Annotated in this window: 13 protein-coding genes and 1 pseudogene; 6 read left to right on the top strand and 8 right to left on the bottom strand. The window is 40.2% G+C overall.

Going from position 1 to position 17,624, the window contains the following annotated elements:
- Positions 1–178: 178 nt before the first annotated feature.
- From ACEQ1T_RS16355 to ACEQ1T_RS16340, 4 genes and pseudogenes are all read right to left on the bottom strand, one after another.
- Entirely contained in the window at positions 179–637 is a 459-nt protein-coding gene (locus ACEQ1T_RS16355; protein ID WP_370223774.1) for a ComF family protein, read from the bottom strand.
- Between the two features lie 48 nt (positions 638–685).
- Positions 686–865, bottom strand: a pseudogene (locus ACEQ1T_RS16350) (double zinc ribbon domain-containing protein); the annotation flags it as partial.
- A 7-nt stretch (positions 866–872) separates the two neighbouring features.
- Positions 873–2,342, bottom strand: coding sequence for a DEAD/DEAH box helicase (locus ACEQ1T_RS16345; RefSeq protein WP_370223825.1), 1,470 nt, complete (start codon positions 2,340–2,342; stop codon positions 873–875).
- Between the two features lie 237 nt (positions 2,343–2,579).
- Positions 2,580–3,419, bottom strand: a complete 840-nt coding sequence (locus tag ACEQ1T_RS16340; protein WP_370223773.1) for a DegV family protein — start codon at positions 3,417–3,419, stop codon at positions 2,580–2,582.
- A gap of 211 nt (positions 3,420–3,630) precedes the next feature.
- Here ACEQ1T_RS16340 and ACEQ1T_RS16335 point away from each other — a divergent pair, with 211 nt between their 5' ends.
- Positions 3,631–3,909: a hypothetical protein gene (locus tag ACEQ1T_RS16335; RefSeq protein WP_370223770.1), complete on the top strand. Its 279-nt coding sequence runs from the start codon at positions 3,631–3,633 to the stop codon at positions 3,907–3,909.
- Positions 3,910–3,975: 66 nt separating this feature from the next.
- Here the strand turns inward: ACEQ1T_RS16335 and ACEQ1T_RS16330 are convergent, their stop codons facing one another.
- Both ACEQ1T_RS16330 and ACEQ1T_RS16325 read right to left on the bottom strand, forming a co-directional pair.
- Complete coding sequence (locus ACEQ1T_RS16330) at positions 3,976–4,662, bottom strand: response regulator transcription factor (protein WP_206840070.1); 687 nt, start codon at positions 4,660–4,662, stop codon at positions 3,976–3,978.
- 51 nt (positions 4,663–4,713) lie between these two features.
- Positions 4,714–5,856 carry a sensor histidine kinase gene (locus ACEQ1T_RS16325; RefSeq protein WP_370223769.1) on the bottom strand — a complete coding sequence of 381 codons (1,143 nt, stop codon included), beginning with the start codon at positions 5,854–5,856 and terminating at the stop codon, positions 4,714–4,716.
- Positions 5,857–6,287: 431 nt separating this feature from the next.
- On the opposite strand from ACEQ1T_RS16325, the gene ACEQ1T_RS16320 reads away from it, so the two are divergent.
- Both ACEQ1T_RS16320 and ACEQ1T_RS16315 read left to right on the top strand, forming a co-directional pair.
- A complete protein-coding gene (locus ACEQ1T_RS16320) occupies positions 6,288–6,926 on the top strand; it encodes a YigZ family protein (protein WP_370223768.1) in 639 nt (212 codons plus the stop codon).
- 87 nt (positions 6,927–7,013) lie between these two features.
- Positions 7,014–8,045 (top strand): LCP family protein, encoded by a 1,032-nt coding sequence (locus ACEQ1T_RS16315; protein ID WP_370223766.1) that lies wholly within the window; start codon positions 7,014–7,016, stop codon positions 8,043–8,045.
- Between the two features lie 167 nt (positions 8,046–8,212).
- Here ACEQ1T_RS16315 and ACEQ1T_RS16310 read toward each other — a convergent pair whose 3' ends face one another.
- Positions 8,213–9,256 carry a glycosyltransferase family 4 protein gene (locus tag ACEQ1T_RS16310; RefSeq protein WP_370223765.1) on the bottom strand — a complete coding sequence of 348 codons (1,044 nt, stop codon included), beginning with the start codon at positions 9,254–9,256 and terminating at the stop codon, positions 8,213–8,215.
- Between the two features lie 580 nt (positions 9,257–9,836).
- On the opposite strand from ACEQ1T_RS16310, the gene secA2 reads away from it, so the two are divergent.
- Positions 9,837–12,200: an accessory Sec system translocase SecA2 gene (gene secA2, locus ACEQ1T_RS16305; protein WP_370223764.1), complete on the top strand. Its 2,364-nt coding sequence runs from the start codon at positions 9,837–9,839 to the stop codon at positions 12,198–12,200.
- Positions 12,201–12,225: 25 nt separating this feature from the next.
- Entirely contained in the window at positions 12,226–13,116 is an 891-nt protein-coding gene (locus ACEQ1T_RS16300) for an accessory Sec system S-layer assembly protein (protein ID WP_370223763.1), read from the top strand.
- 64 nt (positions 13,117–13,180) lie between these two features.
- Here the strand turns inward: ACEQ1T_RS16300 and ACEQ1T_RS16295 are convergent, their stop codons facing one another.
- On the bottom strand, positions 13,181–15,697 hold the full coding sequence (locus ACEQ1T_RS16295; RefSeq protein ID WP_370223761.1) for a phosphodiester glycosidase family protein: 2,517 nt from the start codon (positions 15,695–15,697) through the stop codon (positions 13,181–13,183).
- A gap of 472 nt (positions 15,698–16,169) precedes the next feature.
- Here ACEQ1T_RS16295 and ACEQ1T_RS16290 point away from each other — a divergent pair, with 472 nt between their 5' ends.
- Positions 16,170–17,615: an MBOAT family protein gene (locus ACEQ1T_RS16290; protein WP_370223760.1), complete on the top strand. Its 1,446-nt coding sequence runs from the start codon at positions 16,170–16,172 to the stop codon at positions 17,613–17,615.
- Positions 17,616–17,624: the final 9 nt, after the last annotated feature.

Below are 17,624 nucleotides of genomic sequence, written 5' to 3'. Positions count from 1 at the left end.
ACAAAAAGGCAACTGAAAAAGTTATTTCTGTGTCGCCAGTGCAGATACCCTGCTTTAAGACAGCAGCTGGCGTCTTACACATCTATAAAATTTACCTGGACTAGAATATTTTAACATAGGAGTATTTACCTAATAACTATCTAATTCAAAAATATTAATTTGTAATTTTTCCCAAATATTATCCTCTTGCCAATGTAAACGAACGAACTGATGCAGCTCCTCTATCTTTCAAAACTTTCGCTGCATGGTATAGAGTTGATCCGGTTGTATATATATCATCTATTAAAAGGATCACCTTGTTTTCAATATTTGCATGAAGAGGCTTGAAGACCTGGCTGTAATGAATCCGCTCCTGACGCGATTTCTTGGACTGCTTTTCAGAATGTACCCGCTGAAGCAGTTCTGTCGCTGTAAAGCCTGCTTCATGAATGAGTGCAGCAGACTGATTAAAGCCTCGTTCATAAAGCCTTTCAGGACTTAGAGGAATGGGGACGAGATAATCGAATTCCAGAGCTTTCAGCTTTTCTCTTATGAATGCTGAGAAAACTCTCGCCAAAATGTAATCGCCCCGGAATTTATAACGGGCTATTGTTTCTTTCAAAAAGTCATCGTATAGGAAAAGAGAATCGTTTTTCACAAGCAGCCCTGACCATTCTGAATCCCGATTCCACCTTAGACAATCTGCGCATAGATTCCCTTTTCGAAATTGCGGATCAAAGGAGCTGAAGGGGCGGCTGCATTTATGGCATGTCTCGCCGATGATAAATGGAAGTTTATCGGAACAGCCCTTGCACAAATGATTATCTTTTGGCCGCGACCAGAGCGTAGACCAGCTGACAGGAGAGAGAATTTCTTCATGGCATATTAAACAGTTAATTGTCGATCAGTCCTTTCTTCTTGGCTTCAGTGTTCATCTTGAGAATTTGTTTTTGCGCCTTGACCATGCTTTCGGTTTTTCCGTAGTGGAAAAAGGTGATATCTCCCTTGGGGAATTGAGCTCTTCTGCCGACCCGTCCTGCAATTTGGACAAGGGCACTTTCTGTGAAAATGCGGTCTTCCGCTCCAAGAACAGCTGCATCTATATCAGGGAACGTTACTCCTCTTTCCAGGATGGTTGTTGTGAGAAGCATAGGGATTTCCTTATTGCGCATCATTTGGACTTTTGCTTTTCTGTCGGGGTCTTCCGCGTGGACCGCTTGGATTTTTGGGTAGTTTTTTCGGAGAATGGCAAGCACTATTTCCATCTTATCGATCTTCGGCAGGAAGAGGAGACATTGTTTTTGGTTTTCCAGCCGTTTCTTAATCCATTGGATGACAGCAGGTGGCAGCTTATCTTTTTTGAGGGCTTTCTCCCAGTTGCCGCACCACATAAAGGCGGGGACCGGAATTGGGTGCCTGTGATATCTCGCGGGAATCGTAACAAAGTCCCTTTTCCCGCTCCGGCACTCCTTTTGCCATTTTTGATTAGGCGTTGCTGTTAGATAAATCATAGAGGAGTGATCTTTGCGGGACTGGCGGACGGCATATTGCAGACTCTCATCAGCAGTGTAAGGAAAGGCGTCGACTTCATCCAGGATCACGGTGTCAAAAGCCTTATAAAAACGGAGAAGCTGATGGGTGGTGGCGATGGTTATGGGAGCTTGGAGATGGCGGTCTTCACTGCCGCCGTATAGGACAGCAATCGGTATGCCAGGAAAGACCTCCTTAAGCCGCGGACCAAGCTCCAGAACAACATCCGTTCTCGGAGTGGCAATGCACACTCTTTTACCGGAGGCCAGCGCAGCATTGATTCCTTCAAACAGAACTTCTGTTTTTCCTGCACCACAGACAGCCCAGACTAGGAGCTCCTTATTTTCGATTACTGCCTGCTTTACCAGACTGGAGGCAATCTGCTGCCCGGGTGAAAGGGTCCCTGCCCATACTAAGGGATGCTCAGTCAGCTCCCGGACAGGCTCAGGTCCGCACCATCCGATGAGAGGAGTGCATTCACTGACCCGCCCCATCATGATGCATTTTCGGCAGTAAGTACACTCTTTCTCACCGCATCTGGCACAGGGAAAACTTGCAAAAAGCGATCCATCACAATTGCCGCATCTGGCACAAACTGTCTTGCTTTTGGTTTTAATTACCCCTTTTCGGTAAGTAATATAGCCATTTTCATAGTGCGGATGGATTTCTTCAATTGAATGCGGAAGGTTTTCGAATAGAAGCTGTTTTCCGTAGAGGACTTGCTGGAGTTCTTTGTTATATGAATAGTTTTCGTTGAGTGGCGGCTCTGGAATGGTTTCAATGGAGGATATCGGGAGGCTTCCCTTGGGAAAATCTTGTAAATAAGGGGTCATTTTAGGAGTAAATCTCAATTAGTTCACCTCTGGACTAAATAGTTTATCTGTCTATTTGCAATTATTACGGTTTTATTTGCAAATTTTCGAATCTATTTGCAGATTTAGGCTCTCTATTTGCAAAACCAATTATTCTATTTGCAGGTATCCTGAATCTATTTTCAAACCCCTACATACACATCACCCCTTCCAAAAAAATCTGCGCCATCCCAAAGAATGGCGCACCAAAACAAACTCTTACTTCTTCACCCAGCCAAATCCCATCGCGCCTTCACCCAAATGAGTGCCAATGACCGGGCCAAAATAGCTGATCATAAACTCAACATTTGGATACTCCGCCTCAAGCTCAGCCTTCCACTCGCGTGCTTCTTCTTCACGATTGGCGTGGATAATAACAGCCTGATACGGCTCCCCGCTTTTCACATCGTCCCAAAACAAATCAACCATCCGCTTCATCGCTTTTTTACGGGTGCGAATTTTTTCAAACGGAACAATTTTCTTATCTTCAAAATGAAGCAGCGGCTTCACCTGGAGCAGGCTCCCAATCAATGCCTGTGCGCTGGACAAGCGGCCCCCGCGCTGAAGATGTGATAAATCATCTACCATGAAATAAGCGCGAATGCTCTTCTTCATCTCCTCAAGACGTTCCACGATTTCCTGTGTCCCCTTACCGGCAGCAGCAAGTTCAGCCGCTTCAATGACATAAAAGCCCTGCACCATACAGCTGATTTCGGAATCAAACGGGAAAACCTGAATCCCCTCAACCATGCTGCCAGCAGTAACTGCCCCCTGAAACGTGCCGCTGATGCCGCTCGATAGATGAATCGAGATTACTGCATCATACTCTTTCGATAATTTCTCAAACAGCTCGGCAAACTCGCCCACCGGGGGCTGAGAAGTTTTCGGAAGCTCTTTATGCTTCACTTCTTCATAAAAATCTGCAGCCGTAATTTCCACTTCTTCCTGGTAGGTCTCGCTCCCAAAAATCACGCTCAGCGGAATCATATGTATATTTAACTTTTCTCTTAAATCCTTGGGAATATATGCTGTACTATCCGTTACAACAGCCGTTTTCATAAATAGAGTTACCATCCTTATATTTTTTCTCTACTGTATGTTCATGTTCCATTTTATATGATAGCGGTGGAAAATGCATTAAGTTTAGCAAGCAGGATAAGTGCTCCATTGTGCCCATGTTGTAAAACTGGTATATATTCACATTCAAACAAGGATGGTGTATATGGTAAAATTCCTTTTGCGTCTTCATTTCGTAAAGGAGCTGTAACAATTGAAAAACAACACTTCTTTTACAAGCAAACCCAACTCCAGTAAATATAATCTTGATACACTTCACCACATACTTAATAGCGAGTTAAGCAAATACAAAATTATTAAAGTTCCAAACATAAACCACTCTCTTAGCGGAACAGAACTTGCTTCTTGGCTCATCGACAGCGCATCCCCACAAGAACTTGAGGAACTTGTTCTAATGGTCAATCAGGCTAAAAGGAGATCTTCCGATACAAAGACCATCTTTCAAATTGCGGCTGCTGCTCTGATAAAATAAAAAAGCACGCAATGGCGTTAAAACCATCTGCGTGCTTTTCGACAAAATTCGGGTGGTGCCTGTCACCTATCTCACTTCAACCCAGCCATTCTTAATCGCTACTACTACGGCTTGTGTACGGTCATTTACATTCATCTTCTGCAGAATGTTGCTGACATGGTTCTTAACCGTTTTTTCACTGATATAAAGAGCCTCGCCGATTCCACGGTTGCTTTTTCCATCAGCAAGCAGCTGAAGGACTTCGCATTCACGGCGTGTCAGCAGGTGAAGCGGACGTCGGATTTCGATTTGTGATGAGTAGCCGCTGCTGCTTCCTGCGCCTACTGCTGATAAGCGGCGGTATTCGTTAACAAGGTTATGCGTAACCTTCGGATGCAGGTAGGACCCTCCATCTGCCACAACTTTTACTGCCTCAACTAATGCATCAGCATCCATTTCTTTCAGCAGGTATCCGCTGGCACCTGTTTTCAGCGCATGTGTAACGTAATTCTCATCATCATGGATGGAAAGGATGATGACCTTTGAATCAGGATGCTTTTCAATTAATTGGCGAGTTGCTTCCACACCATTCACATTAGGCATGTTAATGTCCATGATGACAACATCAGGATTATAATCTTCCACCAATGAGATAGCTTCAGCCCCATCATCACCTTCTGCCACTACATCAAAAGATCTTTCAAAATCTAAAATTCGTTTTACCCCTTCTCTGAACAATTGATGGTCATCAATTATGACAATCTTTGTAGTCAATTGCTTCGCCTCCCAAATTCTCCGGTTATTGGTTCTCTCTATATATAAGTTCTACAAGTTCAAAGGTATTTGGATGATGACAATCGTGCCCTTGCCTGGTTTGGAATCAATGGAAAGCTGTCCTTCAAGAAGTTCTACCCTCTCGCGCATGCCAATTATTCCAAATGATTCTGCTTTTTTTTCACGAATATCAAATCCTCTGCCGTTATCTTTAATAATTGCGGCTACCCTTGTCTTATTAATCTCCAATTTAACAGTAATTTCACTTGCATCTGAGTGCTTAAGAGCATTTGAAACAGATTCCTGAATCAGTCTGAAAAGCGCTACCTCATATTGAGACGGGAGCCTTTTTTCTTCTCCAAGGTTGGAAAAACTGATTTTTGTGGTACTGTGATACTCTTCGATTGTCTGCAGGTATTTTTTGAGGGTAGGCACCAGCCCCAAATCATCAAGTGCCATTGGACGCAAGTCATAAATGATCCGCCGCACCTCATAAAGAGCGCTTCTAACCATTTTCTTCAGGCTCTTTATTTCGGCAATAGCCTCATTTCCGCCCCGCTCTTTGTATACACGCTCGATCAAATCAGATCTCATCATGACATTGGCCATCATTTGAGCAGGACCATCATGAATTTCTCTGGATAATCTTTTTCGCTCTTCCTCTTGGGCTTCAATTATTTTCAAACCAAACTCTTGCTTAATCCTGGCATCTTCAATAATCTCACCCATTTGCTGGAGGTCACTTGTTAAATAACTCATGACCACTGAAATCTGCGATACAAGCGCTTCTGCTCTATCAATCGTTTCACTTACACCCAGCAGTCTTCTCTCAATATCATCCCTGCGGTCCCGCAGCTGTTTTTCCAGCTGCCTATTCATAGATAAATCCATCTGAAGCTGATGGGCCCTCTCGTAAGCTTCGCGGACTTCAAATTCTGTATAGTCCTTAAAATGCATGCTGACTTCTGATAGGCGTTTTCTGGCAAACCGGGTCTGAACCTCCAGCTTGTCCCCTTCATCGATGGTTTTTATAACCAACTGTTTAACATCCCTCAGCTCTTCGGTAAGGGTTTCGTGGTCTTTACGGCATTGCTCGCCGATTCTAAATATCTCATTCTTACTTGTTCCCACAGTGTCTATAATCTTTTGCAGGATAAGATCAAGTGTTTTTGTATCCAGTCTTTTCATGTTCATATTATTCCTCCAGGGAGAATAAGTCTCCTGCATGCTCTCTTAACAACTATTTTAGCTCGAAATATAGGGTTATACTATCAATTCATCGTGAAAATTGCCCCTATTAAGCCAAAATTCGGTAAAATGGCATAGACTTGTAATTCTCTCTTGGGTCTAATATCCTAATTAGAGATAATTAAACATAAAAATAAGCAAATAAAACTAAGGCTTACTCTAAAAAACAATCCAATAAAACTATTCTCAAATAATAGATTTAGCACTATCAGAATAATGATAATTATAACATGGAAAAATCTCGGCAATATTAAAGTTTTATTACAATGCAGAGAAATCTGCCAGTTGCATATTATGTCGAATTATAATAAATACTGCCAATAAATTTTTAAAAAGAAATACATTTCGCATCTTTTAAATTGAAAGGAGCGGTTCAGATGCTGCCCCATTATTATACAGTCAAAGGAAATGGCCAAACGGAAATTATTATTCAAAAATCAAGATTCCTGGCACATGCAGCCAGAACAGAAACAGAAGAAGCTGCACAAAATTTTATTGAAAACATAAAAAAAGAACATTGGAATGCAACCCATAATTGCTCTGCCTACCTAATTGGAGAAAATGATCAGATCCAAAAAGCTAATGATGATGGAGAGCCTAGCGGTACTGCAGGAGTACCTATACTGGAAGTTTTGAAAAAAAAGAAATTAAAAAATACAACAGTTGTGATAACAAGGTACTTTGGCGGAATAAAATTAGGAGCAGGCGGCCTTATCCGTGCATATGGAAAAGCAGCTTCTGAGGGCATCAAAGCAGCAGGTACGGTAGAAAGAATACTAATGAAGACAATCCATGCAAAAGTCGATTATACCTGGCTGGGCAAATTAGAGAACGAAATCCGTTCTTCTGCTTTCAGCTTAAAGGAAATACACTACCTCGATAAAGTTAACCTTGAAGTATTAGTGGAGGAAAACCAAACTGATAATTATAAGGAATGGATTACTGGTTTAACAAATGGCCAGGCTGAATTTGAAGAAGCTGAATGTGTTTACCTTGAAAATACCATTGATCTTTAATCATAAAGTTTCAATTTACGAATATTAAAAACAAAGGTAAAATATTTGTATGTATATACATATTTCTACAAAAGGAGATAAATTACTATGTCTCATGACAGACGTTCTCATAATAAACAGAAAAAAAGGATAAGACGCAAACGCTTAGTGACCTTTATACTGCTTCCCATATTATTTTTGACCTTAAGTGCTACTGCATACGGTGCTTTTTTGTACAATAAAGCACAAACAGTCATGAGTGAATCATACACACCTGTTGAAAGGGAAACAAGCCGTGAAAAGGTGGATCCAAAAGAGGAAAACACTTCTGTCCTCTTTATTGGAGTCGATGACAGCAATGTGCGAAACTTTGACAGCGGATCCCGTTCTGATGCTTTAATGCTTGCCACATTTAACGAAAAGCGGAAATCGGTAAAGCTTCTTAGCATCCCGCGTGATTCCTATGTTTATATACCAGAGCTTGGATACGAAGATAAAATTACTCACGCGCACGCAAACGGCGGTGTGGTTTCTACCATCGATACAGTGGAAGGTCTGCTCGACATCCCTATTGATTATTATGTGAAAATGAACTTCAATGCATTCATAGATGTGATTGATGCGCTGGATGGAATTGAAGTTGAAGTTCCATATGCTATTTCAGAAATGGATTCAAAAGACAGACGAAATGCAATCAATCTTGAGCCAGGCTATCAGGAACTTGACGGTGAAGAAGCACTTGCATTTGCAAGGACAAGGAAGCAGGATAACGATATTGAAAGAGGAAAGCGCCAGCAGGAAATAATAAAAGCTATTATGGATAAATCAGCATCAGCAAAAGGATTGACAAAATATGCAGATGTCATTGAAGCTGTTGGAGATAATATGACAACCGATTTATCCTTTTCTGAAATGAAATCATTCATTGACTATGCCGTGGAAGGCACTGGATTAAATGTAGAAACACTATCTTTAGCAGGCAGCGATGCATATATTGACTCAATTTATTATTACCAGTTAGATGAAGATGATTTGGAAAATGTTAAAGAAACATTAAGCAGCCACCTGGAACTAACTGAGGCCATGAACACCGCTGACAATCATGAATACCAGGACGAACAGAACAATTACCAGGAATAGTATGGGGGCATGCTCTTTTTTAAGAGCATGCCCTTTTTAATACAGCCAGTAACGGAATCCATCCTAATTTCCCTTTATTCCGAAAAGCGCAGACTCCTCAACCTGCCTTCCATACCCATCATGTAAAAAAGCAATAAAAAACGGCCCTCTTTTAAGGGCCGTTCAAATTAAGATTCTTTTTTTGTGCCTACCATTTTTAAGAGCGGCTTATAATCATGATTCACAAGCCCAATTTTTTCAACAATCAATTCAATGGCCAGGATCAGAATAGCAATAACAAGCAGTGCACCCCATACAGTAGCTTGAGTTAGAATCACCGCTGCTAGACCAAACATGGCAGCCAGTGCATAAATCAGCAATACAGTTTGTCTGTGTGAAAAGCCCAATCTAAGGAGGCAATGATGCAGATGGGATTTATCAGGTGCAGACAACGGCTGTTTATTTACGATTCGCCTGATTATGGCAAAGAATGTATCAGAAATCGGAACACCGAGAATAATAACAGGGATAATCAGCGAGATCATTGTAACGTTCTTAAATCCAAGAAGTGAAAGTACAGCAATCATATATCCAAGGTAAAGGGCACCCGTGTCACCCATAAAGATCTTTGCCGGATGGAAATTGTAGATCAGAAAGCCCAGTGTGCTTCCTAGAACAATCAAACCCATGCTGACAACAAACATGTCTCCTTTTAGGATAGCCATGCCGGAAATTGTTATAAGCGCAATGGAGGAAACGCCTGCAGCCAGGCCATCAAGGCCGTCAATCAGATTAATGGCATTGGTTATGCCGACTATCCAAATGATGGTCAAAGGAATACTTAATGGTCCAAAATTTAACTCCCCTATAAAAGGAATGTTAATATAATCTACATTGACGCCTCCAAGAACTACAACGAGAGCTGCTGCAAGCTGCCCAAGGAGTTTTACCTTGGCTGAAAGCTCGATCATATCATCCAAAACACCGGTAATGATAATGATTATACTTCCAATTAGAATTGGCAGGAAATATTCGCCGCCAGGTCTTAGAATAAGCAATCCGATAATAAAGCTTAAATATATAGCAAGACCGCCTAAGCGGGGCATTATTTTTTGATGGACCTTTCGCTGATTCGGTTTATCAACTGCACCGATTTTAATAGCAAGCTTTTTAACAAGCGGTGTAATAATTATTGATGCAGCAAAACATATTAACAAGGTAAGGTAAACCATATGGACCTCCTCAGTCATTAGCATATCCAAAGTGTATTTTTTTAAATTTCCAACTTCGTCTTTTGCTTCAAATTATTAGGCTAATTTCTCATAAATTGTTTATCGCGAAGTTTTGAATGCACATCTCTGATTATCTTGATAAAAGCTGTGTTACATCCGGCCAATGTCTAGAAGTACATGCCCTTGTATAAATTTAGTTGATGCAATTAACTTTAGAGGGCAGTCATTATAATAAAAATAAGCTAAAGCCTTCTATGATTCTCTTAATATAGAAAGCAATCTTTCATGATATTTCAACTTCATTATTATATCTACTTATTAAAAATTTATCCACCCTAATTTTGCTTAAACTAACCTTCATACTAAGTCCCCGTTTTCGTGTATTCCTAAACTATTTACAAATTCCTATAGATAGACGGATCCCTAGGTATTAAAGTTTCATTTATTATGTAAAAAAAGCTAATTTCTTTAGATTCATTTTCATAATTTTCCATTTCATGAAACAATATAGTAAAGATGGCTGTCTTTTGGTAAGATTAATTAATGTTAGAGTTTACTAGAAATTAAGGGGCGTCTTACCATGATAACGTTTCTGAAAAGAACAATTGGAGATACGAACGATAAACGTTTAAAAAAATATTATAAATTGGTCGAAAAAATTAATTCATTTGAAAAGAAGTATGAATTAATGACGGATGATGAATTAAGAAACCAGACAGATGTGTTTAAAGATGCTTTAAATACTGGACAAAGCATAAACGATATTAGAACTGAAGCATTTGCAGTTGTCAGAGAGGCTGCTAAGCGAGTTTTAGGACAGAGGCACTATGATGTTCAGCTTATTGGGGGATTAGTATTAACCGAAGGCAATATTGCTGAAATGCCCACAGGAGAAGGAAAGACACTTGTCGCCTCCCTTCCAAGCTATTTGAGGGCTCTTGAGGGAAAAGGTGTTCACGTTATTACAGTTAATGACTATCTTGCCAGCCGCGATAAGGAGCATATCGGGAGAATCCATGAATTCCTGGGATTGTCGGTTGGCCTCAACCTTCCAATGATGAGTCCTGCGGAGAAGAAAAAAGCTTATGAAGCGGACATTACATATGGTGTTGGTACTGAATTCGGGTTTGATTATCTGAGGGACAATATGGTAAGGGATCCTAAAGAGAGAGCTCAAAGGCCCTACCATTATGCCATCATTGATGAGGTAGACAGTGTATTAATTGATGAAGCAAAAACACCACTGATCATCGCCGGAAAAATGCAATCAAGTGCAAACCTTCATTATATAGGGGCAAGGCTTGCAAAGCGATTCAAAAAAGATACAGATTACACATTTGATGATGAAACGAAGGCAACCAGCCTTACTGATGAAGGAATTGAAAAAGTAGAGAAAGCATTTGGTGTGGAGAATTTATACGAACTTGAGCATCAAACACTCTACCATTATATGATTCAGGCCGTGCGGGCCCATGTTATGTTCGAGCGGGATGTAGACTACATTGTTCATGAAGGTAAAGTGATGCTTGTTGATATGTTTACTGGAAGAATAATGGAGGGCCGCACATTGAGTGATGGACTCCATCAGGCCATCGAAGCAAAAGAGGGACTGGAAATTACAGAAGAAAATAAAACGCAGGCATCCATCACTATTCAGAACTATTTTAGAATGTACCCTCTATTATCCGGAATGACCGGGACTGCAAAAACTGAGGAAAAAGAATTTGAACAGGTATACGGAATGTCCGTTATCCAGATTCCTACGAATAAGCCGAAACAAAGAATCGACCTGGAAGACAAGGTTTTCCATTCGACACACGATAAATACACAGCAGTTGTAAAAGAAGTGAAGGAACGGCACGAAAATGGGCAGCCCGTTCTGGTTGGGACCACTTCCATACTTCAGTCAGAAAAGGTAGCAAAATACCTGGACGAGGCTGGTCTGCATTATGAACTTCTTAATGCAAAGAGCGTTGAACAGGAAGTTCAGCTTATATCACTCGCAGGGCAAAAAGGGCAAATCACGATTGCTACAAATATGGCTGGCCGCGGTACAGATATTCTTTTGGGAGAAGGCGTATCAGAGCTTGGAGGATTGCATGTTCTTGGCACAGAACGCCATGAGAGCAGACGTATTGATAACCAGTTAAAAGGACGTTCCGGAAGACAGGGCGATCCTGGTACTACTCAATTTTTTATTTCTCTTGAAGATGATATGTTCAGAAGGTTTGCTAAAGACGACCTTGAAAAGCTTCAAAAATCAATCAAAACAGATGAACACGGCCTGATCCAATATAAGAAAATCCATGAATTTGTGGATCGTGTTCAAAGGATTGTAGAAGGCGCAAACTTCTCGATGAGGGAATACAACTTAAAGCTGGATGATGTCATCAATGAACAGCGGGGAATTATCTATACTCTTCGTAACAGGATACTCGAACAGGGCGATCGAATCAGCTTGATTATCCCAATGATAAAGGATGCCGTGGAGAAAGAAATCAATGCTGTATGCCTGGAGGATTCACTTCCTGAAGATTGGTCTTCAGCCAAGCTTCTTGACTCATTAAAAACGCTCTTACCTGGCAAAGAAATTGTCTTCCCTACCATTATTACCGAAAAAACCGAGGTGGAAGATGCCGTCCGCCCAGCAATGGATGAATATATAACTGCACTTGAAGAAGAGATTGAAAATGCAGACCTTCAGAATGCTCTCAAAATTTTAATTACGTCCATCATTGATACACAATGGATCCAGCATCTGGAAAGTATGCAAAGATTAAAAGAAGGCATCGGTCTTAGGTATTATCAGCAGGAAGACCCAATGAGAATATATCAGCGCGAAGGTCTTGAACTGTTTACGATTTCCTTCCAAAAGATTCAAAAGGATGCAGCTGTTAAATTAGCAGCAATTCTTATGAAGGTTAAAGAAGAAAGTCAGTCATAGAAATAACCATAAAAGGAGAAAGACAATGCTTTCAATCTTTCGACGCAAGAATAATGATAAGGTAAAAAAATCTGGTCTTGACAGCAGTGTTTCTTCATCAGATCTATTAAATGAAGAAGCCGAGCCAGCTGCTGATGCTGAGATCGAAACTGAATTATCCATACATCCTGCCTGGAATATTCCATCCGAGCAAATGTATGTGTTAAGGTTCTTAAATAATGAACTGTCACCTTTGAAAGCTAATCAAATATCCCTTTCAGGTATAGAAATTAAACCTGAGGGTACTGGTGTAGAAGTTACTGCATTTGTCCGCAACAGCTTAAATAAAGGAATTAAATTTGAGCAAGTGAGCCTGCTGCTGTTGGACTCAGACAAACAGGTAATTGCCCGCCACGAATTTAATTTAAGGGAAATCGGAGAAATTCCGGGAAGAAGCAGCCGTCCCTGGACTTTCACCTTCCCTGCTTCAGCTATTCAAAAAAGGGAATTCTCTCTAGAAGATTGGACACTTGCTTTTGAACTAAAGAAGAAGCATTCACTTGATCTTCATAGCACTTGGGAAAAGTCGATTGCTGAAGAGGATAAACAGAAGCTGGAAAAACTGCTGGAGAATATCCAGCCGCCTAAATCAGGGGAAATTAACTTTATGGGTCTTTCCGCAAAGCTTGCGGATTCTGGAGACTTGCATGTCACTGTGCTAATTCGCAATGGTCACGAAAAGAACGTCCAGCTGCAGCAGCTGCCTTTGCAAGTAGAAGATGCTGCTGGTGATAAAGTCGCCGGCGGAGGATTTAAGCTTGAGGATTTTGAAGTTAAAGCCAATACTTCCAAGCCATGGACATTTATTTTCCCATCCAGCCTGGTAACGAAAGATAATCCCGATCTTTCAAACTGGAAGGTTTCCACTATTCAATAATTGACCTATAAAAAGAGCTCAACCCTTAAGGGTTGAGCTTTTCTATTTATAGCTTGCTCTTCATTCATTGAATAGAAAATAACATGCTGTAATCTTTCCTAAAAGGAATTCCCTTCATAGAACGAACAAATTTTGTTACAACAAGCTGATAGTTGCTGCCAGAAACGTAGCCAGAAGCAGGTGCTTCAACAACAACCGATTTCATATCAGGCTGAAGCTTAACTAAAACAGGCTGGCGCTTGCCGTTTTTATCCTGGATATAAATTGTTTCTTTAGTAATTGCTGCAGGACTTAAAGCTGTATTGAATTTAATTGTCCACTGCTTACCCGGCTTTACAGTTTGGATAGCTGAACCCGCTTTAAAATATTCTATATTGTGCGGTGTTTCATAAATTGCTTCAAGTTTATCAAGATAGATATTGCCTTGATCTTGCTTAGACACTTTAGGTTCGGTGATATATATGCGGTCTAGAGCAAGCGGGTATCTGACTCCGGAAGGAATGGCTGCCTGAACATACTTCCAGCCTTTCCAGTTTAATTGTCCGTCTTCAGTAAAGTTAAGAGTCCATTCTTTTCCTCCTGCATCATATATCCTTCCCCGAAGCCAGTGGGATTGCCCATCTCCATATACCCACATTCCCAGGGCTTCCGGTTTACCCTGCAAGACAATTCTTTTAGTGGAAACTGCATACGAAGCTGCAGTCCCAGACTTATTTCCTGTAAAGTCATAATTTAATTTCATTGATCCTATTCCCTCTTTCTGGTTGCCATCAGAGGAATTATTCAAAGATCCTTTTGCTCGTATACTCTCTGATTTCCATAGAGCTGCAGCATCAAAACTGCTGATCATCTTTGGTTTATTGCTGACTGTAACAGGAACGGTTACTTCTCCATCTCCAAGCTGCGCAGTAATTAATCCAGTTTTTTCATCAGCTGCTGCTGTGAATAAACCAGATTCATTAACTTTGCCAGCTCCGTTTGATACATTCCACCTTATATCTGCAGCCTTAAATATTAAGGGCTTTCCGGATTCATCATATGCTTTTACGGTGAACTGCTGATTCTCACCTTTTTGGATATATACACTTTCAGGACTAATTTCAAATCTGTGAGGTTTGGATACAACTGTAATCGGCACCTTTACCTGAGCCTTTCCGTATGTAATGGTTATATTTGTCTGGCCTGCCTTTAATGCTATGAATCTTCCATCTTCTATTTTGCCAATGCTGCCGTCTGTGCTATATTTAATTTCATCCTCTTTAATTGGTATAAGATTGTTGTAACTATCCATAGCTTCAGTGATCTTAAATCCTACAGATCCTCCAACAGCCAGCTTTCCTTCTACAGCCTGGGCTGCTTTGAAAGAGACTGCTTCTCCATAAGGTGCAGTGCTGATCGCCTGTAAAATGGCTGATACGCTCCTCTGTCTTCCATCTGAAGGCTTGTTTACAAGTGCAGCATAACGATTGCCGGGGAATCTTGCAGCTAATGTAGTCGACCCGCCTCCATCAAGATTCAAAGCTTGATAGGCTCCCAAACTGACAAGATATGCAGCAAATTCCTTAAGAGTCATTCCTTCACTATATCCCGGCAGGCGTCCATCCACAGTTACATAAAACACCTTTGTACCTGTCGAATCTACCGCAACAGCTGTTCGGGGTTCTCTGTATGCAGCACGCGGACTGGATGTATCGATTGTTAAATTCATCTTACCTTTTTGAACAAGAAGCGGACCGCTACCAAGCATAAAGGAGGCATTTTTCCATTTATCATCTATATCAACTTTCAATGATACCGGATCTCCAATTTTTAAATTTCTTATTTGGTCGACCTTTATTCCGTGTGCCGATATAACAAACCCATTCTTTGGTATCATGGAGCTGGAAACTTTCCCGTAAGGCCGGATAGCTGTTACAGTTCCTGAAACTGTTTCACCAAACTTCCCGCCTGGATCAAGGTTCTTATCCAAATTAGCTACTACTACCTCTAATCCTGTCTGATTTGTTCTGGTATTGTCATAGCGATAACTGCTTGTGAAGAGGATGCTTTCATCTGAATTTCTCTGAGTGTTAAAAGAATCAATCTTATATGTTTTATTATGATGGGATAAAGTTATATTTAAGTTAAACTTATCTATTAGTGCTTTCCCATTCTTATTCAAACCAAATGCGGCTGGCGTATGCATAAATCCATTATCCAATGCCGAGACGGCACCCAGCCATTCAATAGTATTATTGGATGCTAGAAGGTAGGCCGGATCGCCATTTTCCATATGAAAGAATGATGCATTTACTGCACCAACTACATGGTGATTTTCAAATGTATTCATTTTCGCCAGCGAAGTAACAGGAGATAATTTGCTAATAGGTTTAGAAACACCATATCCCACAGTGGTATATGGATCCAGCAGATTTAAATTTAAAATATTAATAGATTGCTTTCTATTTGAAATTAAACCGCTTCGCTTTTCCAGCTTAATTCCAGGTGTTAATTTAACTGTACTTTCAGCCGCTTCTGCTGAAATAATAGAACTCTGCAGACAAAGGAAAAAGGCAAAAAACGGCATGATGAATTTCCTCATTGCTGATATCCAACTCCCTACTTTTTAATTGATAAACCTTAAGACTACTAAAATATGACTTTCCTACCAATTATACTGTAAAAACTTAGAAATCCAAGGGAGATTTTTCATAAATTTTGCCAAAAAAAAGAGATCCGCTTGAAAGCGGATCTCTTTTTTTCCGGCCTGCGACCAACCATCGCCCATAATTTATCGCCAAACAAAACTCGGAAGTTATATTACATTTTTATTTTAACACATAAGAGGTTTTATACAAGAAGCAAATATGAAATTTTTTCTTGTTTTGGATAATTTATGACCTTTTTCTATTAAAGGGATTCAGCACCAATCAGACCCAAAAATCTCCTGTTATTTGTAATATTTTTACTCTATTATTCTCATAAGCTTGTGTTGTCACTCGGAAACTTGTATAGTATGATTTATTTGGCATTCAAGCGGATGAGTGCCATTATTCTAATGGAGGAGATTCTCTTTGATCTTTAATTCTTTTGAATTTATTTTTATGTTTCTCCCAATTGTTTTTGTGCTTTATTATGTATTCAATAAGATAAATTTTACTCTTTCAAAAGTCTGGCTCCTCGCCAGTTCCTTATTCTTTTACAGCTGGTGGAATCCCAGTTATCTCCCTCTTATATTGGCTTCATTATTTGCAAACTTTTTTATAGGGAGTTATTTGGGGAAAGTAACGGGAATTGCAAGAAAAAAAGTGCTTCTAACTATTGGCATCATCTTTAATGTCTGCCTTCTGGGATACTTTAAATATTATGATTTTTTCGTAAGTAATTTAAACTGGGCTCTTGGCACTAATTTTAATGTCCTTCATTTAATTCTCCCGCTGGCAATCAGCTTCTATACCTTTCAGCAGATTGCCTATCTTGTAGACTCTTACAGGAATGAAACGAAAGAATATAATTTTTTAAATTATGCTTTATTTGTCAGCTTCTTTCCACAGCTCATTGCTGGTCCCATTGTTCATCACAGCCAGGTTATGTCACAGTTTGATGACAAACATAACCGGAAAATCAACTACAAAAATATTGGACTGGGTCTATTCGTTTTCGCTGTCGGATTGTTTAAAAAAGTTGGTATTGCTGATACGTTCGCCGTATGGACCAATAAAGGCTATAGCATGTACACAGACCTTACTTTCGTTGACTCGTGGATGACTTCCCTTGCATATACTTTTCAGCTGTACTTTGACTTTAGCGGATATTCAGATATGGCAATTGGAGCAGGCCTGCTATTTAATATTGTTCTGCCGATGAATTTTAATTCACCTTATAAGGCATTAAACATTCAGGATTTCTGGAGAAGATGGCATATTACTTTGTCCGGATTCTTAACAAATTATATTTATATTCCTCTGGGCGGAAATCGTAAAGGCCGGGTTCGCACTTATGTTAATATTATGATTATTTTTTTGGTAAGCGGATTTTGGCACGGAGCAGGCTGGACCTTTATTGTCTGGGGAGCTATGCATGGGTTCGCCAGCGTTTTAAACCGGCTATGGACAAAAGCAGGCTTCAAGATGCAAAAGTGGCTGGCCTGGTTCATTACCTTTAACTTTGTTAATGCAACATGGGTATTCTTCAGGGCACCATCCTTTGATGTAGCACTTGAAGTGCTAAAAGGCATGTCTGGACTTAAAGGTATTGCTCTGCCGGCAGAGTTAAGCAATTATGGTTTCATCCAGAAGTTTACAAATGATTTTTACCAGTTCCCTCTTCATGATGGATTTATGAAGCCAGCGATCATAACCTTGCTTGGGTTAATTATTGCCGTATTTGCGAAAAACTCACTGGAGTTAAGAGACAGCCTTAAACCGAATTGGTCATATGCTATTTATGTCTCTGTCCTGCTAGTGTATTCTGTATTCCAGCTGCAAAAAGTCACTGAGTTCCTATACTTTAACTTCTAAGGTGGAATA

It is taken from the genome of Cytobacillus sp., from assembly GCF_964223445.1.
GTDB lineage: Bacteria > Bacillota > Bacilli > Bacillales > Cytobacillaceae > Cytobacillus.
This window is presented reverse-complemented; position numbering and strand designations above follow the sequence as displayed.